25 protein-coding genes and 1 tRNA gene are annotated in these 26,378 nt (G+C 62.3%); 18 read left to right on the top strand and 8 right to left on the bottom strand.

Translation table 11 applies throughout. The annotated features are described in order from the left end of the window. Positions 1–74: 74 nt before the first annotated feature. The 11 genes from AC1RTP_RS27825 to AC1RTP_RS27775 all read left to right on the top strand — a co-directional run bounded on the left by AC1RTP_RS27825 (position 75) and on the right by AC1RTP_RS27775 (position 11,755). A complete protein-coding gene (locus AC1RTP_RS27825) occupies positions 75–1,025 on the top strand; it encodes a bifunctional riboflavin kinase/FAD synthetase (RefSeq protein ID WP_498611888.1) in 951 nt (316 codons plus the stop codon). A gap of 11 nt (positions 1,026–1,036) precedes the next feature. Next, complete coding sequence (gene ileS / locus AC1RTP_RS27820) at positions 1,037–3,901, top strand: isoleucine--tRNA ligase (protein ID WP_498611887.1); 2,865 nt, start codon at positions 1,037–1,039, stop codon at positions 3,899–3,901. Positions 3,902–3,987: 86 nt separating this feature from the next. Beyond that, positions 3,988–4,494, top strand: coding sequence for a signal peptidase II (lspA, locus tag AC1RTP_RS27815; RefSeq protein ID WP_498611886.1), 507 nt, complete (start codon positions 3,988–3,990; stop codon positions 4,492–4,494). Between the two features lie 10 nt (positions 4,495–4,504). Beyond that, positions 4,505–5,725 (top strand): bifunctional phosphopantothenoylcysteine decarboxylase/phosphopantothenate--cysteine ligase CoaBC, encoded by a 1,221-nt coding sequence (coaBC, locus tag AC1RTP_RS27810; RefSeq protein ID WP_498611885.1) that lies wholly within the window; start codon positions 4,505–4,507, stop codon positions 5,723–5,725. Then, positions 5,722–6,171, top strand: a complete 450-nt coding sequence (gene dut / locus AC1RTP_RS27805; RefSeq protein WP_498611884.1) for a dUTP diphosphatase — start codon at positions 5,722–5,724, stop codon at positions 6,169–6,171. The genes coaBC and dut overlap by 4 nt, the downstream gene beginning before the upstream one ends. 10 nt (positions 6,172–6,181) lie before the next feature. Further along, the gene (locus AC1RTP_RS27800) at positions 6,182–7,291 is read left to right on the top strand and encodes a M48 family metallopeptidase (protein WP_498611883.1); all 1,110 of its coding nucleotides are present in this window, start codon (positions 6,182–6,184) and stop codon (positions 7,289–7,291) included. Continuing rightward, on the top strand, positions 7,288–7,677 hold the full coding sequence (locus AC1RTP_RS27795; protein WP_498611882.1) for a surface-adhesin E family protein: 390 nt from the start codon (positions 7,288–7,290) through the stop codon (positions 7,675–7,677). Before AC1RTP_RS27800 ends, AC1RTP_RS27795 begins: the two co-directional genes overlap by 4 nt. Before the next feature lie 19 nt (positions 7,678–7,696). After that, positions 7,697–8,704: an XdhC family protein gene (locus tag AC1RTP_RS27790; protein WP_498611881.1), complete on the top strand. Its 1,008-nt coding sequence runs from the start codon at positions 7,697–7,699 to the stop codon at positions 8,702–8,704. Between the two features lie 157 nt (positions 8,705–8,861). After that, complete coding sequence (locus AC1RTP_RS27785; protein WP_498611880.1) at positions 8,862–9,761, top strand: DMT family transporter; 900 nt, start codon at positions 8,862–8,864, stop codon at positions 9,759–9,761. Continuing rightward, positions 9,758–10,681: a DNA-3-methyladenine glycosylase 2 gene (locus tag AC1RTP_RS27780; protein WP_498611879.1), complete on the top strand. Its 924-nt coding sequence runs from the start codon at positions 9,758–9,760 to the stop codon at positions 10,679–10,681. The genes AC1RTP_RS27785 and AC1RTP_RS27780 overlap by 4 nt, the downstream gene beginning before the upstream one ends. 60 nt (positions 10,682–10,741) lie before the next feature. After that, positions 10,742–11,755, top strand: a complete 1,014-nt coding sequence (locus AC1RTP_RS27775; RefSeq protein WP_498611905.1) for a MerR family transcriptional regulator — start codon at positions 10,742–10,744, stop codon at positions 11,753–11,755. Positions 11,756–11,810: 55 nt separating this feature from the next. On the opposite strand, the gene AC1RTP_RS27770 is transcribed toward AC1RTP_RS27775, so the two are convergent. Then, a tRNA-Met gene (locus AC1RTP_RS27770) sits at positions 11,811–11,887 on the bottom strand. A 123-nt stretch (positions 11,888–12,010) separates the two neighbouring features. Between AC1RTP_RS27770 and AC1RTP_RS27765 the strand changes: the two genes are divergently transcribed. From AC1RTP_RS27765 to AC1RTP_RS27740, 6 genes are all read left to right on the top strand, one after another. Next, on the top strand, positions 12,011–12,589 hold the full coding sequence (locus AC1RTP_RS27765) for an NUDIX hydrolase (protein WP_498611878.1): 579 nt from the start codon (positions 12,011–12,013) through the stop codon (positions 12,587–12,589). After that, positions 12,586–13,290, top strand: a complete 705-nt coding sequence (aat, locus tag AC1RTP_RS27760; RefSeq protein ID WP_498611877.1) for a leucyl/phenylalanyl-tRNA--protein transferase — start codon at positions 12,586–12,588, stop codon at positions 13,288–13,290. The genes AC1RTP_RS27765 and aat overlap by 4 nt, the downstream gene beginning before the upstream one ends. Positions 13,291–13,316: 26 nt before the next feature. Beyond that, positions 13,317–14,048, top strand: coding sequence for an arginyltransferase (locus AC1RTP_RS27755; RefSeq protein ID WP_498611876.1), 732 nt, complete (start codon positions 13,317–13,319; stop codon positions 14,046–14,048). A gap of 50 nt (positions 14,049–14,098) precedes the next feature. Beyond that, on the top strand, positions 14,099–15,139 hold the full coding sequence (locus AC1RTP_RS27750; protein WP_498611875.1) for a quinone-dependent dihydroorotate dehydrogenase: 1,041 nt from the start codon (positions 14,099–14,101) through the stop codon (positions 15,137–15,139). Positions 15,140–15,141: 2 nt separating this feature from the next. Continuing rightward, complete coding sequence (locus tag AC1RTP_RS27745; protein ID WP_498611874.1) at positions 15,142–16,188, top strand: aldo/keto reductase; 1,047 nt, start codon at positions 15,142–15,144, stop codon at positions 16,186–16,188. Between the two features lie 174 nt (positions 16,189–16,362). After that, on the top strand, positions 16,363–18,069 hold the full coding sequence (locus tag AC1RTP_RS27740) for a methyl-accepting chemotaxis protein (protein WP_498611873.1): 1,707 nt from the start codon (positions 16,363–16,365) through the stop codon (positions 18,067–18,069). 15 nt (positions 18,070–18,084) lie between these two features. On the opposite strand, the gene AC1RTP_RS27735 is transcribed toward AC1RTP_RS27740, so the two are convergent. The 6 genes from AC1RTP_RS27735 to AC1RTP_RS27710 form a co-directional block, all read right to left on the bottom strand. Beyond that, positions 18,085–19,791: a methyl-accepting chemotaxis protein gene (locus AC1RTP_RS27735; protein WP_498611872.1), complete on the bottom strand. Its 1,707-nt coding sequence runs from the start codon at positions 19,789–19,791 to the stop codon at positions 18,085–18,087. A gap of 16 nt (positions 19,792–19,807) precedes the next feature. After that, entirely contained in the window at positions 19,808–20,740 is a 933-nt protein-coding gene (locus AC1RTP_RS27730) for a CysB family HTH-type transcriptional regulator (RefSeq protein WP_498611871.1), read from the bottom strand. Further along, a complete protein-coding gene (locus AC1RTP_RS27725; RefSeq protein ID WP_498611870.1) occupies positions 20,737–21,798 on the bottom strand; it encodes a sulfate/molybdate ABC transporter ATP-binding protein in 1,062 nt (353 codons plus the stop codon). The genes AC1RTP_RS27730 and AC1RTP_RS27725 overlap by 4 nt, the downstream gene beginning before the upstream one ends. Before the next feature lies 1 nt (position 21,799). Beyond that, positions 21,800–22,684 carry a sulfate ABC transporter permease subunit CysW gene (cysW, locus tag AC1RTP_RS27720; RefSeq protein WP_498611869.1) on the bottom strand — a complete coding sequence of 295 codons (885 nt, stop codon included), beginning with the start codon at positions 22,682–22,684 and terminating at the stop codon, positions 21,800–21,802. Further along, entirely contained in the window at positions 22,681–23,487 is an 807-nt protein-coding gene (gene cysT, locus AC1RTP_RS27715; protein WP_498611904.1) for a sulfate ABC transporter permease subunit CysT, read from the bottom strand. Before cysT ends, cysW begins: the two co-directional genes overlap by 4 nt. Before the next feature lie 177 nt (positions 23,488–23,664). Next, complete coding sequence (locus AC1RTP_RS27710; RefSeq protein ID WP_498611868.1) at positions 23,665–24,438, bottom strand: sulfite exporter TauE/SafE family protein; 774 nt, start codon at positions 24,436–24,438, stop codon at positions 23,665–23,667. A gap of 157 nt (positions 24,439–24,595) precedes the next feature. Here AC1RTP_RS27710 and AC1RTP_RS27705 point away from each other — a divergent pair, with 157 nt between their 5' ends. Further along, entirely contained in the window at positions 24,596–25,816 is a 1,221-nt protein-coding gene (locus AC1RTP_RS27705) for a cyclic di-GMP phosphodiesterase (RefSeq protein ID WP_498611867.1), read from the top strand. Positions 25,817–25,883: 67 nt separating this feature from the next. Here the strand turns inward: AC1RTP_RS27705 and AC1RTP_RS27700 are convergent. After that, positions 25,884–26,378, bottom strand: a 495-nt coding sequence (locus AC1RTP_RS27700; RefSeq protein WP_498611866.1) for an IS3 family transposase, incomplete at its 5' end; no start/stop codon positions are given.

Raw genomic sequence — 26,378 nt, 5'->3', positions numbered from 1 at the left:
TGCCTGCACCCGCAGGCAGCGCTTTTTTGCTTTGAGAACGTATAATCAAGCATTTGAGCCTGATAGCAATATAAATGAAGGTATTTCGCGGACTTCCCAATGCAGCGGCGCGCGCGCCCTGCGCCTTGACGATCGGCAACTTCGACGGTGTCCACCGCGGCCACCAGGCGTTGCTGGCGCACGTGCGCACGGCCGCCGATCGCCTGGGCCTGGAATCGGCCGTGATGACCTTCGAGCCCCACCCGCGCGAGTTCTTCGCCCACAAGATGGGCGATATGTCGAAAGCACCGCCCCGCATCGCCAACCTGCGCGACAAGCTGCAGGCGCTGGAAAACAATGGCGTAGACCGCGTCATCGTCGAACACTTCTGCGATCACTTCGCCGGCCAATCGCCGCAGACCTTCGTCGAGAAGGTGCTGGTGGAAGGCCTGCACGTAAAGTGGTTGATGGTGGGCGACGATTTCTGCTACGGCGCCAAGCGCGCAGGCAATGTTGCCCTGCTGACCGAAGCGGGCAAGCAGTACGGCTTTGAAGTGGAAGTGCTGCCAACCGTGCGCAACGGCGAGACCCGCGTCTCCTCCTCCGCAGTACGCGCCGCGCTGGCGGAAGGCGATTTCCCGCACGCGCAAGCTCTGCTGGGCCATCCTTATTCGATTTCCAGCCACGTGATCCATGGCGCCAAGCTGGGACGCGATATCGGCTTTCCGACGCTGAACCTGCGCGTGCCGCACCGCCCTGCCCTCTCCGGCATCTTCATCGTGCAGGTGCACGGCTTGGGTCCGCAGCCATTGCCGGCCGTCGCCAGCCTGGGCGTGCGCCCGACGGTGGAAGACACCGGCCGCGTGCTGCTGGAAGTCCACGTCTTCGATTTCGCCCAGAATTGCTACGGCAAGGTGGTGCGCGTCGAATTCCTGCAAAAGATACGCGACGAAGAAAAGTTCATTGACCTGCCTACCCTGGTCAAAGCCATCGAGCGCGACGCCGACCAAGCGCGCGCCTTCTTCGCCGCAAAAAACACGAACTAAATCTAATCATCATGTCCGACAACAAACCAAAGAAGCAAGAGAGCAAATACCCGGTCAATATGACCGAAACCCCGTTCCCTATGCGCGGCGACCTGGCCAAGCGCGAACCGGGCTGGGTCAAGCAATGGCAGGACAAGAAGATCTACGAACGCGTGCGCAAGGCATCGGCCGGCCGCCCGAAATTCGTGCTGCATGACGGTCCGCCATACGCCAACGGCGACATCCACATCGGCCACGCCGTCAACAAGATCCTAAAGGACATCGTCGTCAAGTCGCGCACCCTGTCCGGCTTCGACGCGCCTTATGTGCCGGGCTGGGATTGCCACGGCATGCCGATCGAGATCCAGATCGAAAAACTGTTCGGCAAAAACCTGCCGACCGCCGACGTGCTGACCAAGGCCCGCGCCTACGCGCACGAGCAGGTTGAGCGCCAGAAGAAGGACTTCATCCGCCTGGGCGTGCTGGGCGAATGGGACAACCCTTACCTGACCATGGCCTACAGCAACGAAGCCGACGAGCTGCGCGCGCTGGGCAAGCTGCTGGAAAAGGGCTACGTCTACCGCGGCCTGAAGCCTGTGAACTGGTGCTTCGATTGCGGCTCCGCGCTGGCGGAAGCGGAAGTGGAATACCAGGACAAGCGCGACCCGGCGATCGACGTCGGATTCGCCTTCCATGAACACGACAAGCTGGCAGCCGCCTTCGGCCTGCCTGCCCTGCCGGCCGGCGACGGCTTCGTCGTAATCTGGACCACCACCCCTTGGACCATCCCGTCCAACCAGGCGCTGAACATGCACCACGAGGTGACCTATGCGCTGGTGCAGACCGAGCGCGATGGCAAGCCGCTGATGCTGATCCTGGCCAAAGACCTGGTGGAATCCTGCCTGCAGCGCTACAAGCTGGAAGGCTCGATCATCGCCACCGCCACCGGCGACAAGCTGGCCGGCATCGCCTTCAAGCATCCGCTGCACGCACGCGACGCCTTCTACGATCGCCTGTCGCCGGTGTATATCGCCGACTACGTGACCACCGAAAGCGGTACCGGTGTGGTGCACTCCGCGCCAGCTTACGGCCAGGACGACTTTATCTCCTGCAAATCGCACGGCATGAAGGATGACGACATCCTGAAGCCGGTGATGGGCGACGGCAAATACATCCCTTCCCTGCCGCTGTTCGGCGGCCTGACCATCTGGGAAGCGTCGAAGCCGATCTGCGAAGCGCTGCGCGAAGCGGGCGCCCTGTTCGAACTGAAGATGTTCGACCACAGCTACATGCACTGCTGGCGCCACAAGACCCCGATCGTCTACCGCGCCACCTCGCAGTGGTTCGCCGGCATGGACATCCAGCCGCTGGACGGCGGTTCCACCCTGCGCGAAACCGCGCTGGAAGGCATCGAAGCCACCGAATTCTTCCCTGACTGGGGCAAGGCGCGCCTGCACGGCATGATCGCCAACCGTCCGGACTGGACCCTGTCGCGCCAGCGCCAGTGGGGCGTGCCGATGGCCGTCTTCATCCACAAGGAAACCGGCGAGCTGCACCCGCGCACCCCGGAACTGCTGGAGCAAGTGGCAAAGCTGATCGAACAAGGCGGCATCGACGCCTGGCAGGCTCTCGACCCGGCAACGCTGCTGGGCGCGGATGCCGAGCACTATGTGAAGAACAAGGACACGCTGGACGTGTGGTTCGACTCCGGTTGCACCCACCAGACCGTGCTGCGCGGCTCGCACCCGCAACAGTCCCACTTCCCGGCCGACCTGTACCTGGAAGGCTCGGACCAGCACCGCGGCTGGTTCCACTCCTCGCTGCTGACCTCTTCGATGCTGAACGGCCGTCCGCCGTACAAGGCCCTGCTGACCCACGGCTTCGTGGTCGATGGCGAAGGCAAGAAGATGTCCAAGTCGATCGGCAACACCGTCGCGCCGCAGAAGGTGTCCGACACCCTGGGCGCCGACATCCTGCGCCTGTGGGTTGCCGCCACCGACTACACCTCCGAGCTCTCGATCTCCGACGAGATCCTGAAGCGCGTGACCGAATCGTATCGCCGCATCCGCAACACCCTGCGCTTCCTGCTGGCCAACACCTCGGACTTCGATCCGAAGGCGAACGCCGTGCCGGTAGCCGAGCTGCTGGAAATCGACCGCTACGCCCTGGCCAATATGGCTGCGCTGCAGGCCGACCTGTCCCGCCACTACGAGCGCTACGAGTTCCACCCAGTCGTGTCCAAGCTGCAGAACTTCTGCTCCGAAGACCTGGGCGGCTTCTACCTGGACATCCTGAAGGACCGCCTGTACACCAGCGCAGTGGATTCCAAGGCACGCCGTTCCGCGCAGACCGCGCTGTGGCACATCACCCAGTCGCTGCTGCGCCTGATGGCGCCTATCCTCTGCTTCACCGCGGAAGAAGCGTGGGCATCGTTCGCCGGCGCGGAAGCGTTCAAGGCCAGCGACGAAACCATCTACACCCAGACCTGGTGGCAGTTGCCGGAACTGGCCGATGCCGAAGCACTGATGGCCAAGTACGCGACCATCATCGCCGTGCGTGCCGACGTGACCAAGCAGCTGGAAGAACTGCGCGGCTCCGGCGCAATCGGCTCCTCGCTGCAGGCCGAGCTGGAAATCAAGGCTGCCGGCGACAAGTACAAGGCGCTGGCTTCGCTGGATGACGACCTGAAGTTCATCTTCATCACCTCGCTGGCCAAGGCTGTTGAAGTGGCTGCCGAAGCGGATGAAGCGGTGAACGTGGCAGCATCGACCGCGCAGAAGTGCGAGCGTTGCTGGCACTACCGCGCCGACGTTGGTTCGCACGCCGACCATCCAGGCCTGTGCGGCCGTTGCCACTCCAACCTGTTCGGCGCCGGCGAATCCCGCAAGTTCGCCTGACACGCGGCCGCCGCGTATCGGTGCCTGACCCTGCGGGTCAGGCACCGGGTTACCGGTTCTGGCAAGCAAAGAGAAAAAAGCTATTTATGGCCACTAAGAAGACCTTCAGCAGCAAACCCACCTCCGGCAGCATGACCCCATGGCTGGGCATCGCCTTCATCGTCATCCTGCTCGACCAGTTAAGCAAAATCACGATCGCCAAGCTGTTCGCCTACGGTGAAGAAAAAGTCATCACCAGCTTCTTCAACCTGGTCCTGGCCTACAACAAGGGGGCAGCTTTCAGCTTCCTGGCCAATGAAGGCGGCTGGCAGCGCCATATGTTCACCGCCATCGGCGTGATCGCCGCCCTGTACATCATCTACCTGCTGAAACGCCACAGCGGCCAGCGCCTGTTCTGCTGGGCCCTGGCCCTGATCCTGGGCGGCGCCATCGGCAACGTGATCGACCGCATCGCCTACGGCCATGTGATCGACTTCCTGGACTTCCACTGGCAAGGCCTGGGCCACTTCCCGGCCTTTAACATCGCCGATTCCGCCATCTGCATTGGCGCCGCACTGTTCGTACTGGACGAACTGCGCCGCGTGAACAAGTAGGAGCAGCATCATGGAACTGACTGGCAAAAAAATCGTCCTCGGCCTTTCCGGCGGCGTGGCCTGCTACAAGGCCGCTGAACTGTGCCGCGCGCTGACCAAGGAAGGCGCCTCCGTGCAGGTTGTAATGACCGACGCCGCGACCCACTTCATCACCACGGTGACGATGCAGGCGCTGTCCGGCAAGCCGGTCTTCAGCAGCCAGTGGGATCCGCGCGTGAACAACAATATGGCCCACATCGACGTCACCCGCGACGCCGACGCCATCCTGATCGCGCCCTGCTCCGCAGACTTCATCTACAAGCTCGCGCACGGCGTGTGCGACGACCTGCTGTCGACCATGTGCCTGGCCCGCCCAAGCCGCGTGCCGCTGCTGATCGCCCCTGCCATGAACGTCGAGATGTGGTCCAACCCGGCCACCCAGCGCAACGTCGACCAGGTGCGGGAAGACGGCATCACCGTGTTCGGCCCGGCCGCCGGCGACCAGGCTTGCGGCGAAGTTGGCCTGGGCCGCATGCTGGAACCGGAACAGCTGCTGGCGGAAATGATCGCCGCCTTCCAGCCCAAAGTCCTGGCGGGCAAGCGCATCCTCGTCACCGCCGGCCCGACCTTCGAAGCCATCGACCCGGTGCGCGGCATCACCAATCTGTCCTCCGGCAAGATGGGCTATGCCGTGGCGCGCGCCGCGCGTGAAGCCGGCGCCGAGGTGACCCTGGTTTCCGGCCCCGTCGCACTCGCTACGCCGTACGGCGTGGAGCGCCACAACATCAAGAGCGCGCAGCAGATGTTCGACGCCGTGATGGACCAGATCGACGGCCAGCACGTGTTCATTTCCGTGGCCGCGGTGGCCGACTGGAAGGTAACCAATCCAAGCGAACAAAAGGTCAAGAAAACCGGCGACGGCGCCGTGCCCGACCTGAAGTTCGAACAGAACCCGGACATCCTGGCCACCGTGGCCAACCGCACCAGCCTGGCCGGCTGGCCTTACTGCGTAGGCTTCGCCGCCGAATCGGAAAACCTGATCGAGTACGGCGCCAGCAAACGTGAACGCAAGGGCATTCCCCTCCTGGTCGGCAATATCGGCCACAACACCTTCGGCCAGGACGACAACACCATCATCCTGTTTGACGAAAACGGCCACACCATCCTGCCGCGCGCCGACAAGCTCACGCTGGCACGCCAGCTGATTTCCGAAATCGCCAAACGCATCGACAAAAACTCGCTATTCCAATGAAAACTGTAGACGTCAAAATCCTCGACCCGCGCATGAAAGAACAGATGCCGGCCTATGCAACGCCTGGCAGCGCCGGCCTCGACCTGCGCGCCTGCATCGACGCACCGATCGTGATCGAGCCTGGCCAGACCGTGCTGGTGCCAACCGGCCTCGCCATCCACATCGCCGATCCAGGCTATGCCGCCATGATCCTGCCCCGCTCGGGCATGGGCCACAAGAACGGCATTGTTCTGGGGAATCTGGTAGGCTTGATTGACTCCGATTACCAGGGGCAGTTGATGGTGTCTACCTGGAACCGGGGCTTAAACACGTTTACGCTGAACCCAATGGAGCGTCTGGCGCAATTGATCATCGTGCCCGTGCTGCAGGTTGGCTTTAATGTTGTCGAAGACTTCGAGGCCAGCGACCGCGGCGCCGGAGGTTTCGGCAGCACAGGCAAGCACTGAGGAAATTAATATGGCAGTAGAGCAACGCAATTCCAATACTTCGCCGGCCCGCCGGCTCGCCTGGCCGGCAATCGCCGCCTCGCTCCTGCTCTCTGCCTGTTCCACCTTCCAATCCGGCAGCGAGCATACCGCGCCGGCGGAACCGATTCAGCCAACGGCGCCTGTGGCGCCAGTGGTGACGCCGCAAATGCAGGCCGCGCGCGACCACCTCAAAGTGATCGCGGGTTTGCAGGAACGCCTGTACCGCGTCGCCGCCCCGCTGCTCATCAATAACGCCGACCTGTGCAAGGCGCAGGCACGCAACCTGCTCGGCTTCACCGCCAAGAACAAATATTCCTACCCGGGCGAATACGCCGATGCCTCGGCCGCTGTACTGGGTTACGACGACGTGCTGCAAGTGTCCGGCGTGCTGGCCGGCAGCGGCGCCGCGCGCGCCGGCTTGCGCAAGGGCGACGACCTGGTGGCCGCCGGCGGCAAACCGCTGCCGCGTGGCCGCGACGCCGAAAGCAAAGCCGCAGGAGTATTCGGCCCGCTCACCGCCAACAGCGCAACGTTAAGCATGACCATTGCCCGCAACGGCGGCAACCAGACGCTGAACGTGCCGGTCACGCGCGCCTGCGCCTTCCGCGTCGACCTGGGCAACTCGGACAATGTGAACGCCTACAACGACGGCAGCCGCGTGCTGCTGACGCGCGGCATGATCAACTTCGCACAAAACGACGAAGCGATTGCCTATGTGATGGCGAAAGAGCTGGCGCATAACATCCTCGGCCACACCGTGCAGATGCGCAGCACCGCCACCATGTCCAGCATCATCGACAACTTGGCCTCGATGCGGCCCGACCTGACCATGCTGGTCGGCAGCGCGGGCGTGCGCCCGATGCCATCCGACTACGACGTGGCGGCCGACAACCTGGCGCTGTACATGCTGGCGCGCGCCGGCTACAACATCGGCAATGCGCACGGCTTCTGGCAGCGCCTGTCCGGCCAGTATCCGGCCACGGTGCTGAATGGCTACACCGCGATCCACCCGAACGTTTCCGCGCGCTTGGCGGCGATGGACCGCAGCGTCTCCGAAATCAAGGCCAAGCAGGCCTCCAAGCGCCCTCTCCTGCCATGAAAGCTGTAGTCCTGATCCTCGCCCTGGCGCCTTCGGTGGCGCTGGCGGGGCCCTGGACTACCCTCGCCAAAGACAAGGACAGCATCCTCCTGCTGGACAAAAAATCGGTGCGCATCGCACCCGAAGGCCGCAAGGCCTGGACCATGGAATCCTTCCGCAAACCGCAGACTGCGCCCGACGGCAAAATGTACCTGTCGGTACGCTCGCTGCACCTGTATGCCTGCGAAGACGGCACCCGCACCCCGCTCAGCCAGACCTTCCACCCCGAAGTATTGGGCAAGGGCGAACCGGTAGGCACCTTCAAATACGAAGCCTACGACCCCGAAACAGTCGCGCCGGACAGCCCGGCCGAAAAGGCGCTGAAGGCCGTCTGCAAAAAGCGCTGACCCTTGCTATAGTTCGGGCATGGATAGCATCGACCTCGAAGTGCTCAAGACTTGTTCCGCCTGGCTCGCAGCGGGACTGCGCTGCCAGCTGGTTACCGTGATCCGGACCTGGGGCTCCAGCCCGCGCCCGATTGGCGCCACGCTGGCCATATGCGAAGACGGCCGCGTGGTCGGCTCAGTCTCCGGAGGCTGCATTGAAGACGACCTGATCGACCGCGTACGCAAGGAAGGCATCCAGCGCCAGCTGCCCGAAGTAGTCAGCTACGGCATCACCGCCGACGAAGCCCACCGCTTCGGGCTGCCCTGCGGCGGTACCATCGAACTCGCGCTCGAACCACTCGGCCCCCACAGCCGCATCGACGAATTGCTGGACCGCCTCGCCGCGCACGAATTGGTAGCGCGCACGCTCGACCTGGGCAACGGCGAGGTCACGCTCGAACGCGCCCGCCCCGGCGCAGTATTGGAGCGCAACGGCGACCTGCTGCTCACCCAGCACGGCCCGCGCTGGCGGCTCCTGATCATCGGCGCCGGCCAGCTCTCGCGCATGCTGGCGCAGATCGCCACCGCCATGGATTACCACGTTACCGTTTGCGATCCCCGCGAAGAATACCGCGCAGGCTGGACCCTGCCCGAAGTACCGCTGGTGCACGCCATGCCCGACGACCTGGTGCTGGAAATGCAGCTCGACTCGCGCAGCGCCATCGTCGCACTGACCCACGATCCAAAACTGGACGACATGGCCCTGATGGAAGCGCTGAAGACCGACGCCTTCTACATCGGCGCCATCGGCTCACGCGCCAACAACGCCAAGCGACGCGAACGCCTGCTGCAATTCGACCTGACGGAAGCGCAGATCGCCCGCCTGCACGGCCCGATCGGCCTCTACATCGGCAGTAAAACGCCGCCCGAAATCGCCATCTCCATCCTGGCCGAAATGACCGCGATCAAGAACGGCGTCCCCGAAGTCCTGCAAATCAACCACGCCGCAGCTCTCGCAACGCCCCCCAGCGCCGCCTGCTCAACGTGAACTCCCGAATTCAAAAGCAAGAACCAGCTAGCCACAGCCCCGCCCGTGTCACACCATGGGGTCACACCCGAAATGAGACACGAACCCATCCGCACACACAGACGAGCACGTGTCCCATTTCGGGTGTGACCCCAAGGTGTGACACGAACTGAACCGTATGAATACTTCGAACCTTCTTAAACTGATTTTTCTGGCTGCTATTTGGGGCAGCTCTTTCTTGTTCATGCGTATCGCGGCGCCGGTCCTGGGGCCAGGGGTGCTGATTGAGTATCGCGTGACTTTTGCGGCGATTTTCCTGGCTGTGGTGGGTCTGGTGCTGCACAAGCGGCTCGATCTCGGCAAGCATTGGCGGCATTACCTGGTGCTGGGCTTCTTTAATTCGGCGCTGCCTTTCCTGTTGTTCGCATTTGCGGCGAAGACGCTGACGGCTTCCGTGCTGTCGGTGCTGAATGCGACTGCGCCGATCTGGGGTGCGATCGTGGGCGCGGTATGGCATCGCCATATGGTGTCGAAGCGCGTGATGCTTGGCCTGGTCCTTGGCACGGCGGGTGTCGCCATGCTGGTGGGCTTTGACCACGTCAGCAGCAAGGAGGGGGCGGGATTGGCTATCGCGGCGGCTACGCTGGCGGCTTTCAGCTACAGCATCGCGACCACTTACACCAAGGTGGCGAAGTCGGCTCAGGGCGTTGAGCCATTTGCGAACGCGCACGGCAGCATGTGGGCGGCGGCTTTGCTGACTATTCCTGCGCTGGCGATTTTCCCGCAGCCGGGCGAGCCGACTGTCGGCATCATGGGTGCGGCCCTGGCACTGGGTGTGCTGTGCAGCGGCATCGCTTACCTGCTGTATTTCGGGCTGGTGCGCGATGTGGGGCCGACTTCGGCGCTGACCGTCACCTTCCTGAATCCTTTGTTCGGTATCTTGTGGGGCTCGCTGTTCCTGCATGAAGTCGTGGGCTGGTACACCGTTGCCGGCGCCGCCATCGTCATCACGGGCACCATGCTGGTCACCGGCTACAAGGTCAAGCTGCCCTGGATGCGGAATACAGAAGCGGCATGAAGTACACATTCCCGCTTGTGCTGCCTGCCGGATACCGCGTGCAGGATGTGCTGGCCTTCCATAGCCGCGATGCGGAAAGCGTGGCAGAACAAGTCAACCCGGAGGCCATCCGCAAGGGCATGCTGCTGGACGGCGTGCCAGTTACGTTGAACGTTGCGCTGCCACAGGGCCGCGCGCGTTCGGCGGCGTGCGAGGCTGATATCGAGCTGCCGCGTGCACGCAAGGTGCCGCCGGAGTTGGCTGCGCAGATCGAGGCTGCGGCACGCAATATCCTCGGCTTGCACATCGACCCGGCGCCTTTCGTCGCCTTTGCGCGCGGGGATGCCCTGCTCGGCCCACTCGTCGCGCGCCAGCCGGGCCTGCGTATCGTGCAGTCGGCAACCGTGTTCGAGGCGCTGACCTGGGCCATCATCGGCCAGCAGATCAACCTGTCCTTCGCCATCGCGCTGCGCCGCACCTTCATCTTGCAGGCGGGCCGCCAGCACAAGGACGGTTTGTGGTGTTATCCGGAGGCGGCGGACGTGGCCAAGCTCACGGTCGAAGACCTCACCACCCGCAAGTTCTCGCGCGCCAAGGCCGAAACCCTGATCCGCTTTGCGCAGCTGGTCGCGGCGGGCGAACTCGATATCGAGGAGCGCGACGACAACCCTATCCCCGCCATCTGCAAGAACCTGCTGGCGGTCAAAGGCATCGGCCCCTGGACCGTGAACTACGCCCTGCTGCGTGGCTATGGCTACGCCGACTGCTCGCTGCACGGCGACGTGGCGATCCGCGCCGCCCTGCAACGGCTTCTTGGCGAAGACGCCAAGCCCGATATGGCCCGCACCGAACAGATCTTGCAGCAATGGCAACCACACCGCACAATGGCGGCTGCCCACCTGTGGGCCAGCCTCGCCGACCGCCCCAACGAAAGCGCTTGACCCTCACCTAACGTCAGGCTCCAGCATGTCGGTAACGTAACGATGACAAGGAGCTAAATGATGATGTTGAAAGTGGGTGAACTGGCGCGCCGCTCGGGCCTGACCGTGCGGACGCTCCACCATTACGACAGCATCGGCTTGCTCAAGCCATCGGGACGTTCCGATGCCGGCTATCGCCTTTACAACCGCGACGATGTAGCGCGCCTGCACCAGGTGCAGGCCTTGCGCCGTTTCGGCATGGCGCTGGCCGATATCGGTCTTTTCCTGGCCAAACCCGATACCTCCCTGCCCGACCTGATTGCCCGCCAGATCGATTCGCTCGATCAGCAAATCGCCGAAGCCGCCAAACTGCGCGAGCAGCTGACGGCCTTGCGTGGGCAACTGCTGGCGGGCGAGGAACCGGAATTGGCTACCTGGCTAACCACATTGGAGCAAATGACCGTGTACGACAAATACTTTACCAAGGAAGAACTGGCCCAACTGCCGATGGTCAACGACCCTGCGGCCCCGAAAGAATGGGAAGCACTGATTGAAGAAGTGAAGCAGAAAATGGCGGCAGGCGTGCCGCCGTCCGACCCGGCGGTGCAGCAACTGGCGGAAAAATGGATGGCGACCTTCAGCCGCCAGGCCGGCAACAGTTTCGACATGATGCAGCGACTGGACAATATGTGGTCGCGCGAGGAGGAATACCGCAAGCAAAGCGGTGTGACCGTCGAGATGCGCAACTACGTCGCCGCAGCCGGCGGCCAGAGCAAGCTGGCGATCTATGCCAAATATATGCTGCCGCAGGAAATCGAAACCATGCACAAGCATTTCCGCACCCGCGCGCATGAATGGCCGGCCCTGATCAGCGAAATCCGCGAGCAAATGGCAACGGATCCTTCGCCGCAGACGCCGAAAGCACGCGCTTTGGCGCATCGCTGGTTCGAACTCTTCACCGATATGGTCGGCACTGCGCCGGATGCACGCCAGCGTTTCCGCAAGGCACTGGAAAATGAGCCGGCGCTCAGCCAGGGTCGCCTGATGACCGATGAAATCCTCGATTTCCTGCGAAAAGCACACTCGGCGGCGTAAATAAGCGAAAAAAAACCGTCATCGCATAATGCTGATGACGGTTTCTTCTGAATTCTGGTTGCGGGGACAGGATTTGAACCTGTGACCTTCGGGTTATGAGCCCGACGAGCTGCCAGACTGCTCCACCCCGCGTCTGATGCGAGTATTATAGGGCAGTGCGCCACTTTAGGCAATATTTATCCCCGTCCTTTTTACGATAGCTCGAATATATTTCGTCGAATCCCGGAAACTGGCCGTTCAGTGTAAAGTAATGGTATGAAATTTTGCTCAGAATGCGCCCACCCTGTTGAGTTGATGGTGCCGGCCGGTGACAACCGGCCGCGTTACGTTTGTGTCAACTGTTCGGCAATCCATTATCAGAATCCCAAGATGGTGATCGGCACCTTGCCGGTCTGGGAGCACGATGGCGAGTTGCAGGTTTTGCTCTGCAAACGCGCGATCGAGCCGCGCCGCGGTTTCTGGACCCTGCCAGCCGGTTTCATGGAAAACAGCGAAACCACGGCCGAAGCCGCCCAGCGCGAAACGGAAGAGGAAGCCGGCGCCAATATCGAGCTCGGCCCGCTCTACACCCTGCTCAACGTGCCGCGTGTGCACCAGGTCCATATGTTCTACCTGGCCACCCTGCGCGACCTGGACTTTGCACCGGGCGAGGAAAGCCTGGATGTGCAAATGTTCACGGAAGCGCAAATCCCGTGGGAAGACCTGGCCTTCCCCACCATCCGCACCACGCTGGAATTCTTCTTCGCCGACCGCGCCAAGATGCGCGAAGGCGGCGGCTACGGCTTCCACACGCAAGACATCACGCAGCCAATGCGCCAGCCTACCGACAAATGATTCCCTGGCTTGACGTCAACACGCCCTTTCCAGACGTCTCCGAAGCCCTGACCACGGACGCGCCGGGCCTTTTGGCTGCAGGCGCGGATTTGTCGCCCAAACGGCTGCTGGCGGCTTACCAGCGCGGCATCTTCCCCTGGTTTTCAGAGGGTCAGCCCATCCTGTGGTGGAGCACCGATCCGCGCATGGTCCTGCGTACGGCCGATTTCAAGATGTCCGACAGCCTGCGCAAGACGCTCAGGAAAATCGCCCGCGACAGCCGCTGGGAAGTACGCTTCGACAGCGCCTTCGAACAAGTCATGCGCGCCTGCGCCGCACCGCGCCGCGACGGTCCCGGCACCTGGATTTCAGAAGACATCATCGCCGGCTACACCGGCCTGCACCGCCAGGGCTACGCGCACTCTTCCGAGCTGTGGCTGGATGGCGAACTGGTAGGCGGCGCCTACGGCGTCTCGATCGGCACCATGTTCTATGGCGAATCGATGTTCGCGCGCGTCACCGACGGCTCCAAGGTCGCGCTGGCGTACCTTGTGCACTTTTTAAAACAGCATGGCGTTGAGCTGATCGATTGCCAGCAAGAGACCGGCCACCTGGCCTCTCTCGGTGCGTATCCCATACCACGCAAGGACTTCATCGCGCACCTGCAAAAAAATATTGTGATGCCACAGATACGCGATTGGTGCCCTATCGCACCGTTTTAAGCCGCGGAAGCGTTATGATATGAAGCATGACGCAGCTTAACGACCTTCCCTTCGCAACGTTGCAGTTTTATACAACGGCGCCTTATCCGTGCAGCTATCTGGATGCGCGACAGGCCCGTTCGCAGGTCGCCACGCCGTCGCACCTGATCAACGCCGACGTGTATTCGGAGCTGGTGAAAAACGGCTTCCGCCGCAGCGGCATCTTTACTTATCGTCCATATTGCGACGGCTGCCAGGCTTGTATTCCAGTGCGTGTTGAAGCGGGTGGATTCAAGCCCACGCGCGGCCAGCGCCGCGCCTGGGCGCGTCACAGCAACCTGGAAGCTGGCGTGGCCAGCCTGTCCTTCTCCGACGAGCATTACGATCTTTACCTGCGCTACCAGAGCACGCGCCACGCCGGCGGCGGCATGGACCAGGATTCGCGCGACCAGTACGCGCAATTCCTGCTGCAAAGCCGGGTCAATACGCGCCTGGTGGAGTTCCGCGAGCCGGATGGCACGCTGCGCATGGTGTCCATCATCGACGTGCTGTCGGATGGCCTGTCTTCGGTCTACACCTTCTTCGACCCGGACGTGGCGGGCGCCTCCTTCGGCACCTATAACGTGATGTGGCAAATCGCCCAGGCGCACGAGCTGGGGCTCGAATTCGTCTATCTTGGCTACTGGATCGAAGACAGCCCGAAGATGAATTACAAGATCAAGTTCCAGCCACTGCAAGCGCGCATCAAGGGCGCGTGGGGACCGCTGACAGCGAAGTAGCAGGGTGGTGGGCAGTGTAAAATGCTGCAAAATTCACCAAAGCTGCCCACATGTCCGATAAATTCCTGTACTCCCTCGCCCGCCCAGTCCTGTTCTCGATGGACGCGGAATCCGCCCACCATTTCACCCTGCCTGCACTGAAGCGCCTGTCCGCCCTGGGCCTGACACGCGCCATGGTGCGCCGTCCGAAAGACGATCCGCGCACCGTGATGGGCCTGACCTTCCGCAATCCTGTCGGACTGGCCGCCGGCCTGGACAAGGATGGCGCTTTCATCGACGCGCTGGCCGACCTGGGTTTCGGCTCCATCGAAGTGGGCACCGTGACCCCGCGCGCGCAGCCGGGCAATCCGAAGCCGCGCATGTTCCGCCTCCCTGCGGCGCAAGGCATCATCAACCGCATGGGCTTCAATAACGGCGGCGTGGACGCTTTCGTGGCCAACGTACAATCGTCGCACTTCTACCAGAACAGCGAGGGCGTGCTGGGCCTGAACATCGGCAAAAACGCCGATACGCCGATCGAGCGTGCAGTGGATGATTACCTGCACTGCCTGGCCAAGGTTTATCCATACGCCAGCTACGTCACCGTCAACATTTCTTCGCCGAACACCAAGAACCTGCGCCAGCTGCAAGGCGCGTCGGAAGTGGACGGTCTGCTGTCGCAGCTGAAGGATGCGCAACTGCGGCTGGCCGACCAGCACAAGCGCTACGTGCCGATGACCCTGAAGATCGCGCCGGATATGGACGCCGACCAGGTGAAGAACATCGCTGACGCCCTGCTGCGCCACAAAATCGATGGCGTAATCGCCACCAACACCACCTTGAGCCGCACCGCCGTGGAAGGCATGCAGCACGGCGCGGAAACCGGCGGCCTGTCGGGCGCGCCGGTGTTCGAGCTGTCCAACAATGTGATCCGCATGCTGAAGGCGGAGCTGGGCAACGAGCTGCCGATCATCGGCGTGGGCGGCATCATGCAGGGCAAGGATGCGAAGGCCAAGATCGAAGCGGGCGCGCAGCTGGTGCAGCTGTACTCGGGCCTGATCTACGCCGGTCCGGCACTGGTGCGCGACTGCGCGGACGCTCTGCGAGGCTAAGCATGGAAAAGATTACCCTTGGCCGCAGCGACCTGAAGGTCAGCAAGATCTGCCTCGGCACGATGACCTTCGGCCAGCAGAACACCGAGGCGGACGCGCACGCGCAGATTGATGCCGCGCTGGAGCGCGGCATCAATTTCATCGACACGGCCGAGTTGTATCCGGTCATGCCGTCCGAGGCGACCCAGGGTAATACCGAACGCTTTATCGGCAGCTGGCTGAAAAAATCGGGCCGCCGTGCCGACGTGGTGCTGGCGACCAAGGTCGCCGGTCCGAATCCATATATGCACTGGATCCGCAAGGGCAAGAGCAACCATAATGCGGCCAATATCCGCGCTGCGGTGGAGACCAGCCTGCAGCGCCTGCAGACCGACTACATCGACCTGTACCAGCTGCACTGGCCAAGCCGCAATGTGCCGATCTTCGGCGCCAGCCAGTTCGATCCTGGGAAGGAGCGCCACAGCATCGCCGTGGAAGAAACCCTGGCCGTGCTGGGTGAGTTGATCAAGGAAGGCAAGATCCGCCACATCGGCGTCTCCAACGAGAGCTGCTGGGGCGTGTCCGAATTCATCAAGCAGTCCGAGATGAAAGGCCTGCCGCGCATCGCCACGATCCAGAACCTGTACAACCTCACGGCCCGCCATTTCGAGACCAGCTTCCTGGACGAGACCTGCTTCCGCGAGCAAGTAAGCCTGATGGCGTATAGCCCCCTGGCTTTCGGCCAGCTGACGGCGAAGTACCACGACGATCCGAAGGCGCATGGCCGCCTGACCATCTTCCCGCCAAGCTGGAGCCCGCGCTACTTGCGCCCGGGCGTGCTGGATGCTGTGGCACAGTATGCCAAGCTGGCGCGCGAGAACGGCATGACGCCGGCGCAGCTCGCGCTGGCCTGGTGCTATTCGCGCTGGTTTGTCGCTTCAACAATTATCGGCGCGACCACATTGGCGCAACTGAAAGAGAACATTGACGCTTTCGATGTCCGCCTGCCGCCCGAAGTCATGGCGGCCGTCGATGCGATCCACGCCCGCCTGCCAAACCCGGGCCAATAAACCACATTCTCACCAATTCTCACTTGCCCGCCTGGAACCTTGTTGCTAGCATCGGGGTTCCAGGGCTTTCGATTTTTCGATCCCAGCCCGCCCTGCCCAGCGTCGCCCAATCCCCGCGGCTCTAACACTTCCCCCTTTTGAGTGCCCGCGGCTGCGCGCGGGATGGAGCCGCAAATGCTGAACAACCTGACAATCAAATTCCGTCTGGCGGGCGTCCTCGCCGTCCTTTCCCTCATGATGACGGTGATCGGCGCTGCTGGCATCAGCAGCCTGTCCAACACCAATGCTTCGTTGAAGACCATGTACGAGGACCGTCTCGTGGCGCTAGGCCAGCTGCAGGAGATCATCCGCGGCATGAACCGCAACCAGCTTGCCCTGGCCACTGCCGTCAGCGGCGATCCCTCCTCGCTACCGGCAATGGTCAAGGCTGTGGAAGAAAGCCGCGCCAAGGCTGACGAGGTCTGGAAAGCCTACGCCGCCACCTCTATGACCGAGGAAGAGAAGGCCCTGACGCAGCGCTTCGTCACAGCGCACGATGCCTTCCTCGCCGAGGGCCTGAACCCGGCCCTGGAAGCGGCGCGGGCGGGCGACATGGAGAAAATGAAGGCCCTGATGAACGGGCGCATGCACGAACGCTTCCTGCCGGTACGCGACATCATGAACCATCTCGTGCAGTTGCAGATGGACGTCGGCAAACAGGTGTATGAATCCTCGCAATCGAGCTACGCCACCTTCCGCCTGATGGTGATTGGCATGCTGGCAGGCGGCCTGGCGCTGGCCGCTGGTATCGGCTGGTGGCTGGTGCGCAGCATTACCGGCCCGCTGAACCGTGCGGTGCAGGTTGCCGAGGCGGTCGCCGCCGGCGACCTGACGCAGCGCATCGAGGTGCATTCGCAGGACGAGACAGGCAAGCTGCTGGCCGCCTTGCGTGAAATGAACATTAGCCTGGTCGGCATCGTCGGCAATGTGCGGCAAGCTACGGAATCGATCGGCAGCGCGTCGACTGAAATTGCGAGCGGCAATATGGACCTGTCGACGCGCACCGAACAGCAGGCCGGTTCGCTCGAGGAAACCGCTTCGTCGATGGAGGAGCTGACTTCCACGGTAAAGCAGAATGCGGACAATGCAAGGCAGGCCAACCAGCTGGCGGGCAGCGCATCGGAAGTGGCGCGGCGCGGCGGCGCCGTGGTATCGCAGGTAGTCGACAAGATGGATGCGATCAACGAATCGGCCTACAAGATCGTGGAAATCATCTCGGTCATCGACGGCATCGCATTCCAGACCAATATCCTGGCCCTGAACGCCGCAGTGGAAGCGGCGCGCGCCGGCGAACAGGGACGCGGCTTCGCCGTCGTGGCATCGGAAGTGCGCAACCTGGCGCAGCGCGCCGGCAGCGCCGCCAAAGAAATCAAGCAGCTGATCGACAACTCGGTGGCGCAGGTGGAAGAAGGCAGCCGCCTGGCCGGGCAGGCCGGCAGCACGATGAAGGAAGTGGTCGACAGCGTGCAGCGCGTGAGCGACATCATCGGCGAGATTTCGGCCGCTAGCGGTGAACAGAGCTCGGGGCTGCAACAGATTAACGAGGCGGTGGTGCAGATGGATAACGCAACCCAGCAGAACGCCGCGCTGGTGGAACAAGCTGCAGCGGCTGCCGGCGCGCTGCAGGAGCAGGCGGCTTCGCTGTCGCAGGCGGTGAGCGTGTTCCGGCTCGCCGCATCGACGCACGCAACTGCGGCAAGCCCTCGCACTGCGCCTGCTGCGGCGCCCGAGCGCCGCAGCCCCGTCGTTACGCGCCTGACGCCTCGCAGCAAGGCGCGGCCGGCAGCAGCTACCAAGCGCGTAGCCACCGCCGGCGGCGCTGACGGCTGGGAGGAATTCTAAAACGGGCCAGCCGGCTCAGAACTCTTCCCACTCCTGGCCGGTGCCGGCAGTCTGCGCCGTCTTGGCCAGGCGCGCTACGGCGGGCTTCTTCGCCGCCGGCTGTACCGGACGGGTGGAGGCCTTGACCACGGCCCGCACAGCCAGCCTTTGCGGGTCCGCATGGTGGTCGGCCAGGCGGAATACGCTGACCGCCTCGGCCAGCATTTCCGCCTGGTCGCGCATCGATTGCGCGGCTGCCGCGGCTTCTTCCACCAGTGCGGCATTCTGCTGCGTCACGTCGTCGATGGACACGATGGCCTGGTTCACTTGCGCGATGCCGCTGCTTTGCTCCTGGCTGGCGGCGCTGATCTGCTGCATGATGTCGCTGACCTGCTGCACCGCCTTGACGATGCCGTCCATCGTTTCGCCGGCCTGGTCGACCAGGCGCGCGCCCTCGTCCACGGTCACGACCGAATGCCCGATCAGTTCCTTGATCTCCTTGGCCGCCGCCGCCGAACGCTGCGCCAGGTTGCGCACTTCCGACGCCACCACGGCAAAGCCCCGGCCCTGCTCACCGGCGCGCGCCGCCTCCACGGCGGCGTTCAGCGCCAGGATATTGGTTTGGAAAGCGATGCCGTCGATGACGCCGATAATGTCGACAATCTTGTTCGACGACTCCTTGATGGCGCCCATGGTGTTGACCACCTGCCCCACCACGGCGCCGCCGCGCGTAGCGAATTCGGATGCGGTGACAACCAGCTGCGTGGCCTGGCGTGCGTTCTCCGCATTCTGCTGCACGGTGGACGTCAATTCCTCCATCGAGGACGCGGTTTCTTCCAGCGAGCTGGCTTGCTCTTCGGTGCGCGAGGACAGGTCCAGGTTGCCGCTGGCGATTTCGTTGGATGCGGTAGTGATGGTGTCGGAGCCTGACCGTACCTTGCCGACTGTGCGCACCAGGCTTTCGTTCATATTGGCCAGCGCCTGCAGCAATTGGCCGGTTTCGTCGCGGCTGGTGACTTCGATGCGCTGCGTGAGATCGCCGCCGGCCACCGCTTCCGCTACGCCCACGGCACGGTTCAGAGGCTGCGTGATGCTGCGCGTGACCCACCATGCGACCCAGGCAGCCAGCATGGCCGCCGCCGCAGTCAGCACGATCATCAGCTTGCGCGAGCTGGCATAGGCCTTGTTGGCCACATCGCTGGCGGTGTTCACGGCTTCCGACTGGTATTTCACCAGGTCGGTCAGCGCTGTCAGGAGGGCCGTCTGCTCCTTGCGCACCACGGTGAGCAGGTATTTGACGTTGTCTTCGCGCTTGCTGTCATCGGCGGATTTTTGCAGGAATGCCGACTGCACCACCAGGTAGCGTTCGCGCGCTTCCAGCACGGCCTTGAGTTTGGCCTTGCTTTCCGCATCCTCATCGTCCGAAATCAGTTTGACAAGCTTATCGAGATTGCCATCAATCTCGGCCTTCCTGTCCTCGACGCGCTTCAATTCCTTCTTCACCGTTTCCGGATCGGTGGACAGCATGGCGTTGCGCATCGCGCGGGCGACGTCGTTGACGCCGCCGATCGCCTCGTAGGCGGCGATCACCTTCGGCACCTTGTCGCTGGCGATATCCTCGGTGCCGTCATTCAGTTTGCCCAGGTTGGCGATGCCGGTAACGGCGATGCCAATCATGAAGGCCAGTGCGAGGCCAAGGCCGGCGGCCAGGCGCACGCCGATTTTCCAGTTGCCGATTCCCATACAACCTCCTTCAAGGTTACAGGGCGTCGCCTCCCTGCAAGGCTTGCTCGATATCGGTGCGTTTCAAATCAGGAGCGAACTGCGAGATAAACTCGTAGGCATAAGATCGCAAGTATGCGCCTTTGCGTAAGGCCAGTCTTGTTGTATTTGCAGCGAACAAGTGGGAGGCTTCAATGGCGCGCAAGCCTTTGTCGCGGCCGTGGTCGAAGGCCATCGAGGCCACCAGGCCAACGCCCAGCCCCAGCGCCACGTACTGCTTGATCACGTCGGAATCCATTGCCGTGAGCACGATGTCCGGGCGCACGCCGGCCTTGTCGAAGGCTGCGTCGATATGGCCACGGCCGGTGAAGCCGACGTCGTAGGTAATCAGCGGATAATCGGCCAGGTCTTCCAGGCGGATCGGGGAGCTGGTGAGCAGCGGGTGACCATCCGGCACCACCACCAGGTGGCTCCAGCGGTAGCAAGGGAAGGACACCAGGTCCGGGAATTGCGACAGGCCTTCGGTAGCAATGCCGATATCGGCCTTGCCCGACAAGACCCATTCCGCGATATGCTCAGGGGCGCTTTGCTGCAAGGCGATGCGCACGTCCGGGAACTCGCTGCGGAAATTCGACACCGCCTTCGGCAGCGCATAGCGCGCCTGGGTGTGGGTGGCCGCAATGGTCAGTGTGCCGCTTTTCTGGCCGGTGAATTCCAGGCTCGCTTGCTGCAGGTTTTCCGCCTCCACCAGCAGGCGGTCAACGATCTTCAGGATGCCTTTGCCCGGCTCGGTCAGGCCAGTCAGGCGCTTGCCGTTGCGTTCGAAAATCACGACGCCAAGTTCATCCTCCAGTTCGCGGATCTGGCGGCTGACGCCTGGCTGGGACGTGAACAGCGCGTTCGCGACTTCGGTCAGGTTGTAATTGCGGCGCGCGGCTTCGCGCACGGAGCGTAGCTGTTGGAAATTCATGCGTGGGCCTCATCGACGAAGACGCGCAGGCGTTTTGGACGCACCACCAGGGTTTCGCCGTCTTTCAGGTTCAATGCGATATAGCGATCGCTGGAAATGGTCGCTTCAATAATCTGGGCGTTGTCGGCACGCTCCAGGTCGAGCTGGGCCAGCGGGCCGATAGCATGCGCGCGGCGCAGCTTGACCACGATGCCTTCCGCGCCCTGAACATAGCGTTCAACTTCCAGGTCGTGCGGGCGGATGTAGGCCGTGCCCTTGCCGCTGCCGTGGCCTTCCACATCGAATTCCACGCCGTCGCTGGCCAGAACGCCTTCATGCACGCGGCCATGGAAGACGTTCACGTTGCCCAGGAAGCCGTACACGAATGGCGAAGCCGGATGGTTGTACACCTCGTCCGGCGAACCCAGTTGTTCGACGTGGCCTTTGTTCATCAGCACCACGCGATCGGCCACTTCCAGCGCCTCTTCCTGGTCGTGGGTCACGAAGATGGAGGTCACGTGCAGCTCGTCGTGCAGGCGGCGCAGCCAGCGGCGCAGTTCCTTGCGTACTTTAGCGTCCAGCGCGCCGAAGGGTTCGTCCAGCAGCAGCACGCGCGGCTCAACGGCCAGTGCGCGCGCCAGGGCGATACGCTGGCGTTGGCCGCCGGACAGCTGCGGCGGATAGCGGTCGGCCAGCCAATCGAGCTGCACCAGTTCCAGCAATTCTTTCACCTTGCGGCGGATCTGGTCTTCCGACGGGCGCTCCTTGCGCGGCTTGACGCGCAGGCCGAAGGCCACGTTCTCGAAAACGGTCATATGCTTGAACAGCGCGTAGTGCTGGAATACGAAGCCCACCTGGCGCTCGCGCACGTGACGGTCGGATGCGTCCTGGCCATCCAGCAGCACCTGGCCCGAGTCCGGGTGTTCCAGGCCGGCGATGCAGCGCAGCAGCGTGGTCTTGCCGCAGCCCGATGGGCCCAGCAGCGCGGTCAGCTCGCCTTGCGGAAAATCCAGCGACACATTATCCAGGGCGACGAAATCGCCGAAACGCTTGTTGATGTTTTTGACTGCGATCGTCATATCAATGCTCCTTGGCGTCGTCGCCGTAGTTTTCGTGCAGGCGCCATTCAATAAAGGTTTTCACTGCCAGGGTGACCAGCGCCAGCAGGGCCAGCAGCGAGGCCACGGCAAAGGCGGCGGCAAAGTTGTATTCGTTGTAGAGGATCTCGACCTGCAGCGGCATGGTGTTGGTCTCGCCACGGATATGGCCGGACACCACCGACACCGCACCGAATTCACCCATGGCGCGGGCGTTACACAGGATCACGCCGTACAGCAGGCCCCACTTGATGTTCGGCAGGGTCACGCGGAAGAAGGTCTGCCAGCCGTTCGCGCCCAGCACCACGGCTGCTTCCTCTTCCTCACTGCCCTGCGCCTGCATCAGCGGAATCAGTTCACGAGCCACGAAGGGGAAGGTAATGAACACGGTCGCCAGCACGATACCCGGCACCGCGAACAGGATCTTGATATCGTGCGCCGCAAGCCATGGCCCGAACCAGCCTTGGGCGCCGAACAGCAGCACATAGATCAGGCCCGAGATCACCGGCGACACCGAGAACGGCAAGTCGATCAGCGTGAGCAGCAGGCTCTTGCCGCGGAACTCGAATTTGGTAATGGCCCAGGAAGCGGCTACGCCGAACACCAGGTTGAACGGCACCGCGATGGCAGCTGTCAGCAAGGTAAGTTTGATCGCGGACAGCGAATCGTCATCCAGGATGGCGTTGACGTAGACTTCCCAGCCCTTCTTCAGCGCTTCGGTGAACACGGCCACCAGCGGCACGAACAGGAACAGGGTCAGGAAGGTCAGCGCCACCGTGATCAGGGCATAGCGCACCCAGCGCGGTTCCAGCACGTCATGGCGTTGCGGCAGCTCGCCGCGTTTAATTGGCGTCACGGATGCGCTCATTTTGCATTCCTCCCGCGCGACCATGCCTGCAGCAGGTTAATCGCCAGCAGCATGAGGAAGGAGGCCACCAGCATTACCACGGCAATCGCGGTGGCGCCGGCGTAGTCATACTGTTCCAGCTTGGTGATGATGAACAGCGGCGTAATCTCGGAGACCAGCGGCATATTACCGGCAATGAAAATCACCGACCCGAATTCGCCGGTGGCGCGGGCAAAGGCCAGCGCAAAGCCGGTCAGCAGCGAAGGCAGGATGGTCGGGAACACCACACGGCGGAAAGTCTGGAAGGCCGAGGCGCCAAGGCTGGCGGCTGCTTCTTCCAGTTCGCGCTCGGCGTCTTCCAGCACCGGCTGCACGGTTCGCACGACGAAAGGCAGGCCAATGAAGGTCAGCGCGACCACCACGCCCAGCGGAGTAAATGCGACCTTGATGCCCAGCACGCCTTCAATATAGCGGCCGAACCAGCCATTGGAAGAATACAGGGCAGTCAGCGTAATACCGGCGACAGCGGTCGGCAGCGCGAACGGCAGGTCGACCAGCGCGTCGACGATACGCTTGCCGGGGAATTTGTAGCGCACCAGCACCCAGGCCACGATGCCGCCGAAGAAGACGTTGAACAGTGCGCCGATCAGCGATGCGCCGAACGTCAGCTTGTAGGAAGCGACCACGCGCTCGGACGTGACGGCAGCCCAGAAGCCGTCCCAGGTCATGGTGAAAGTTTTGAGAAAGATCGCCGACAGCGGGATCAGGACGATCAGGGTCAAATACAGGATCGTGAAACCGAGCGACAGGTTAAAGCCGGGCATCACGCGGTATGGCGCTTTGCGAGCCTTGACCTCTCCTGCCGGCGCGGTCACCGGCAATGCTGCTGCAGACATGCTTGCTCCCTTATTACATTTTCGACTAATAGGAGCGCATGTTCGCATTCATGCGTTATAAACCAAACTAACCTTTTGTCATTTGCTTAGATGCCGCTTGGGCAGTCACGCGACCAGTTTGGCGGCGACGGTCACCAGCACGGTGGCCAGCACGCCACGCAGGATGCGTTCCGGCATGGAGCGTGCAAACCAGGAGCCGATGGTGATGCCAGGCACGGAGCCAATCAACAAAGTCAGCAGCAGCATCCAGTTGATGGAGCCCAGCCACCAGTGGCCCACGGCAGCGATGGCGGTCAGCGGCACGGCATAGGCGATATCGGTACCGGCCACTTCGGCCGGCGTCAGGCGCGGATACATCAGCACCAGCAGCGTCGCGCCCACGGCGCCAGCGCCAATCGAAGAAATAGTGACCAAGGTACCGAGCACGGCGCCCGCCACCACGGTAGCGTTGCGTAGCGTCTTGCCCTGCAATTGACGCTCGGGGTGGGCCAGCATCCAGGCCAGCATCTTGCCGCGGAACAGGATGGCCAGCACGGTCAGCATGACGGAGCCGGCGATACAAATACGAATCAGGTGGCCGATCTCTTTGTCGAGTGCGCCGAAGTGCTTGAGGCCGAAGGTCGCAACGAGCGCCGCGGGCAAGGCGCCGTAGCACAGCAAGCGCACGATGTCCCAACGCACAGTCCCGCGCAGGCGGTGCGTGGCGGTGCCGGCAGTCTTGGTGATGGAGGCGAAAGCCAGGTCGGTACCGACAGCCACTGAAGGCGACACGCCGAACAGCAGCGTGAGGATAGGCGTCATGAGCGAACCACCGCCGACGCCGGTCAATCCGACGAGCAGGCCAACGACAAAACCAGAAACGATGAATGAGAGATCCATGCGAAATCCTTCCAAGACACGCTAGGGTATTCGGATGAGCTTGGAATCCAAACAACGAAGTCCTTATTTGCTTATGCAAAGTTCAGAGATGATGTTGCCGGCTATCAATATGATATCCTTGTTGGGCAATTCCGCAGGTCCTGCTTATCGCTTCAGCATGATTAAGAAAATCACAATCGACCAAGTACGTCATGGCATGTACGTGCATGCCCTGGGCGGGTCATGGCTGAACAATCCGTTCTGGGCGCCCTCCTTCGCCGTCGATAGCCACGAGCTGGTGCACAAGCTGAAGACCTGCGGCGTCAAGGATTTGCAGATCGACCTCGAAAAAGGCTGTGACGTAGCCGAGGCGCCAAACGCTGCGCCGGCCACGCCCGCCCAGCCAGAGGCGCTGCGCGCCCCGGAAGCATTCCGCTTCCAGAAAGTGCAGCCAACCGGCATGGTCGATGAATTGCACCACGCAGCGCGCCTGGTCAAGCAATCGAAACAGGCAATCAGCGCCATGTTCGACGATGTCCGCATGGGCCGGCTACAGGACGTGCAGACTGTGATGCCCCTGGTTGAAGACATCGCGTCCTCCGTCATCCGCAATCCCGGCGCCCTGGTCAGCCTGGTACGCCTGAAGCAAGCCGACGATTACACCTACCTGCACTCGGTGGCCGTGTCGGCCATGATGGTCGCCCTTGGCAAGCAGCTTGGCCTGGACGATGGCGAGCTGCGCGACTGCGGCCTGGCCGGGCTGCTGCACGATATCGGCAAGGCCGTCGTGCCGCTGGAAATCCTGAACAAGCCGGGCAAGCTGACCGACGCTGAATTCAAGGCGGTCAAAGAACATTCCATGGGCGGCTACGAAATCCTGGTCGCAGCCGGCAATGCCCCGCCGATTGCGCTCGACGTCTGCCTGCACCACCACGAAAAATTCGACGGCACCGGTTACCCGCATGGCCTGAAAGGTGAAGCCATCAGCCTGCACGCGCGCATGGGCGCAATCTGCGATGTGTATGACGCCGTGACTTCGAACCGTCCCTACAAGGCCGGCTGGTGCCCGGCCGAATCGTTGCGCCGCATGGCCGAATGGGCCAAAGGCGGCCACTTCGACCCGCAGCTGTTTGCCGCCTTCGTCAAATGCATCGGCATCTTCCCGGTCGGCACGCTGGTGAAATTGAAATCCGGCCGCCTGGCCGTGGTGGTCGACAACAGCAAGTCGCTGTTGCAGCCGCAAGTGCGTATCTTCTATTCGACCAAGTCGATGAGCTACATCCCACCGCTTAGCCTGGACCTGGCGACCGCCGGTGCGCTCGACAGCATCGCCGGCCGCGAAGACGCCGAACGCTGGGGCTTGAAGGATATCGACCGCTACTGGCTCGACGCGGCGTAAGTCAACGCTGCCAAAAAAATAGCGCCCCGCGGTGAACTGACCCCCAATAGTTGGACGGTTTAGTTTGCTAGGCTGCCAAGGGCTGAGTCCTGTATTCCACAGGACTCAGCCCTTTTAGTTTCTGTTTGATGCGGTCGTGATTATAGTAGTGGATGTACTGCTTGAGCCCTGCATTCAGCTCGTCGACGCTGCTAAATTTGTTGGGGTGGTAGAACTCCGACTTCAGGACCGCAAAAAAGCTCTCCATTGCCGCATTGTCGAGACAGTTTCCCTTACGTGACATGCTCTGCTCTACGCCTTTGCTGCGTAAGGCGCGTTGATATGCAGGCATACGATACTGCCAGCCTTGGTCGCTGTGGATCAAAGGCTTGTCGCTGGACTTGAGCTTGGCCAGGGCCTTCTTGAGCATAGAGCCCACCAGCTCATAGGTAGGGCGTGTTGCAGTTTCAAATGCGATGATCTCGCCGTTAAATAAATCCATAACTGGTGACAGGTATAGCTTTTCTCCGGCAACGTTAAATTCCGTCACGTCGGTCACCAGCTTTTGCTTAGGTGCTTGGGC

The organism is Pseudoduganella sp. GW821-FHT11H04 (assembly GCF_058807935.1).
The sequence above is the reverse complement of the archived record's forward strand: the minus strand, read 5'-3'. Positions and strand labels throughout refer to the sequence as shown.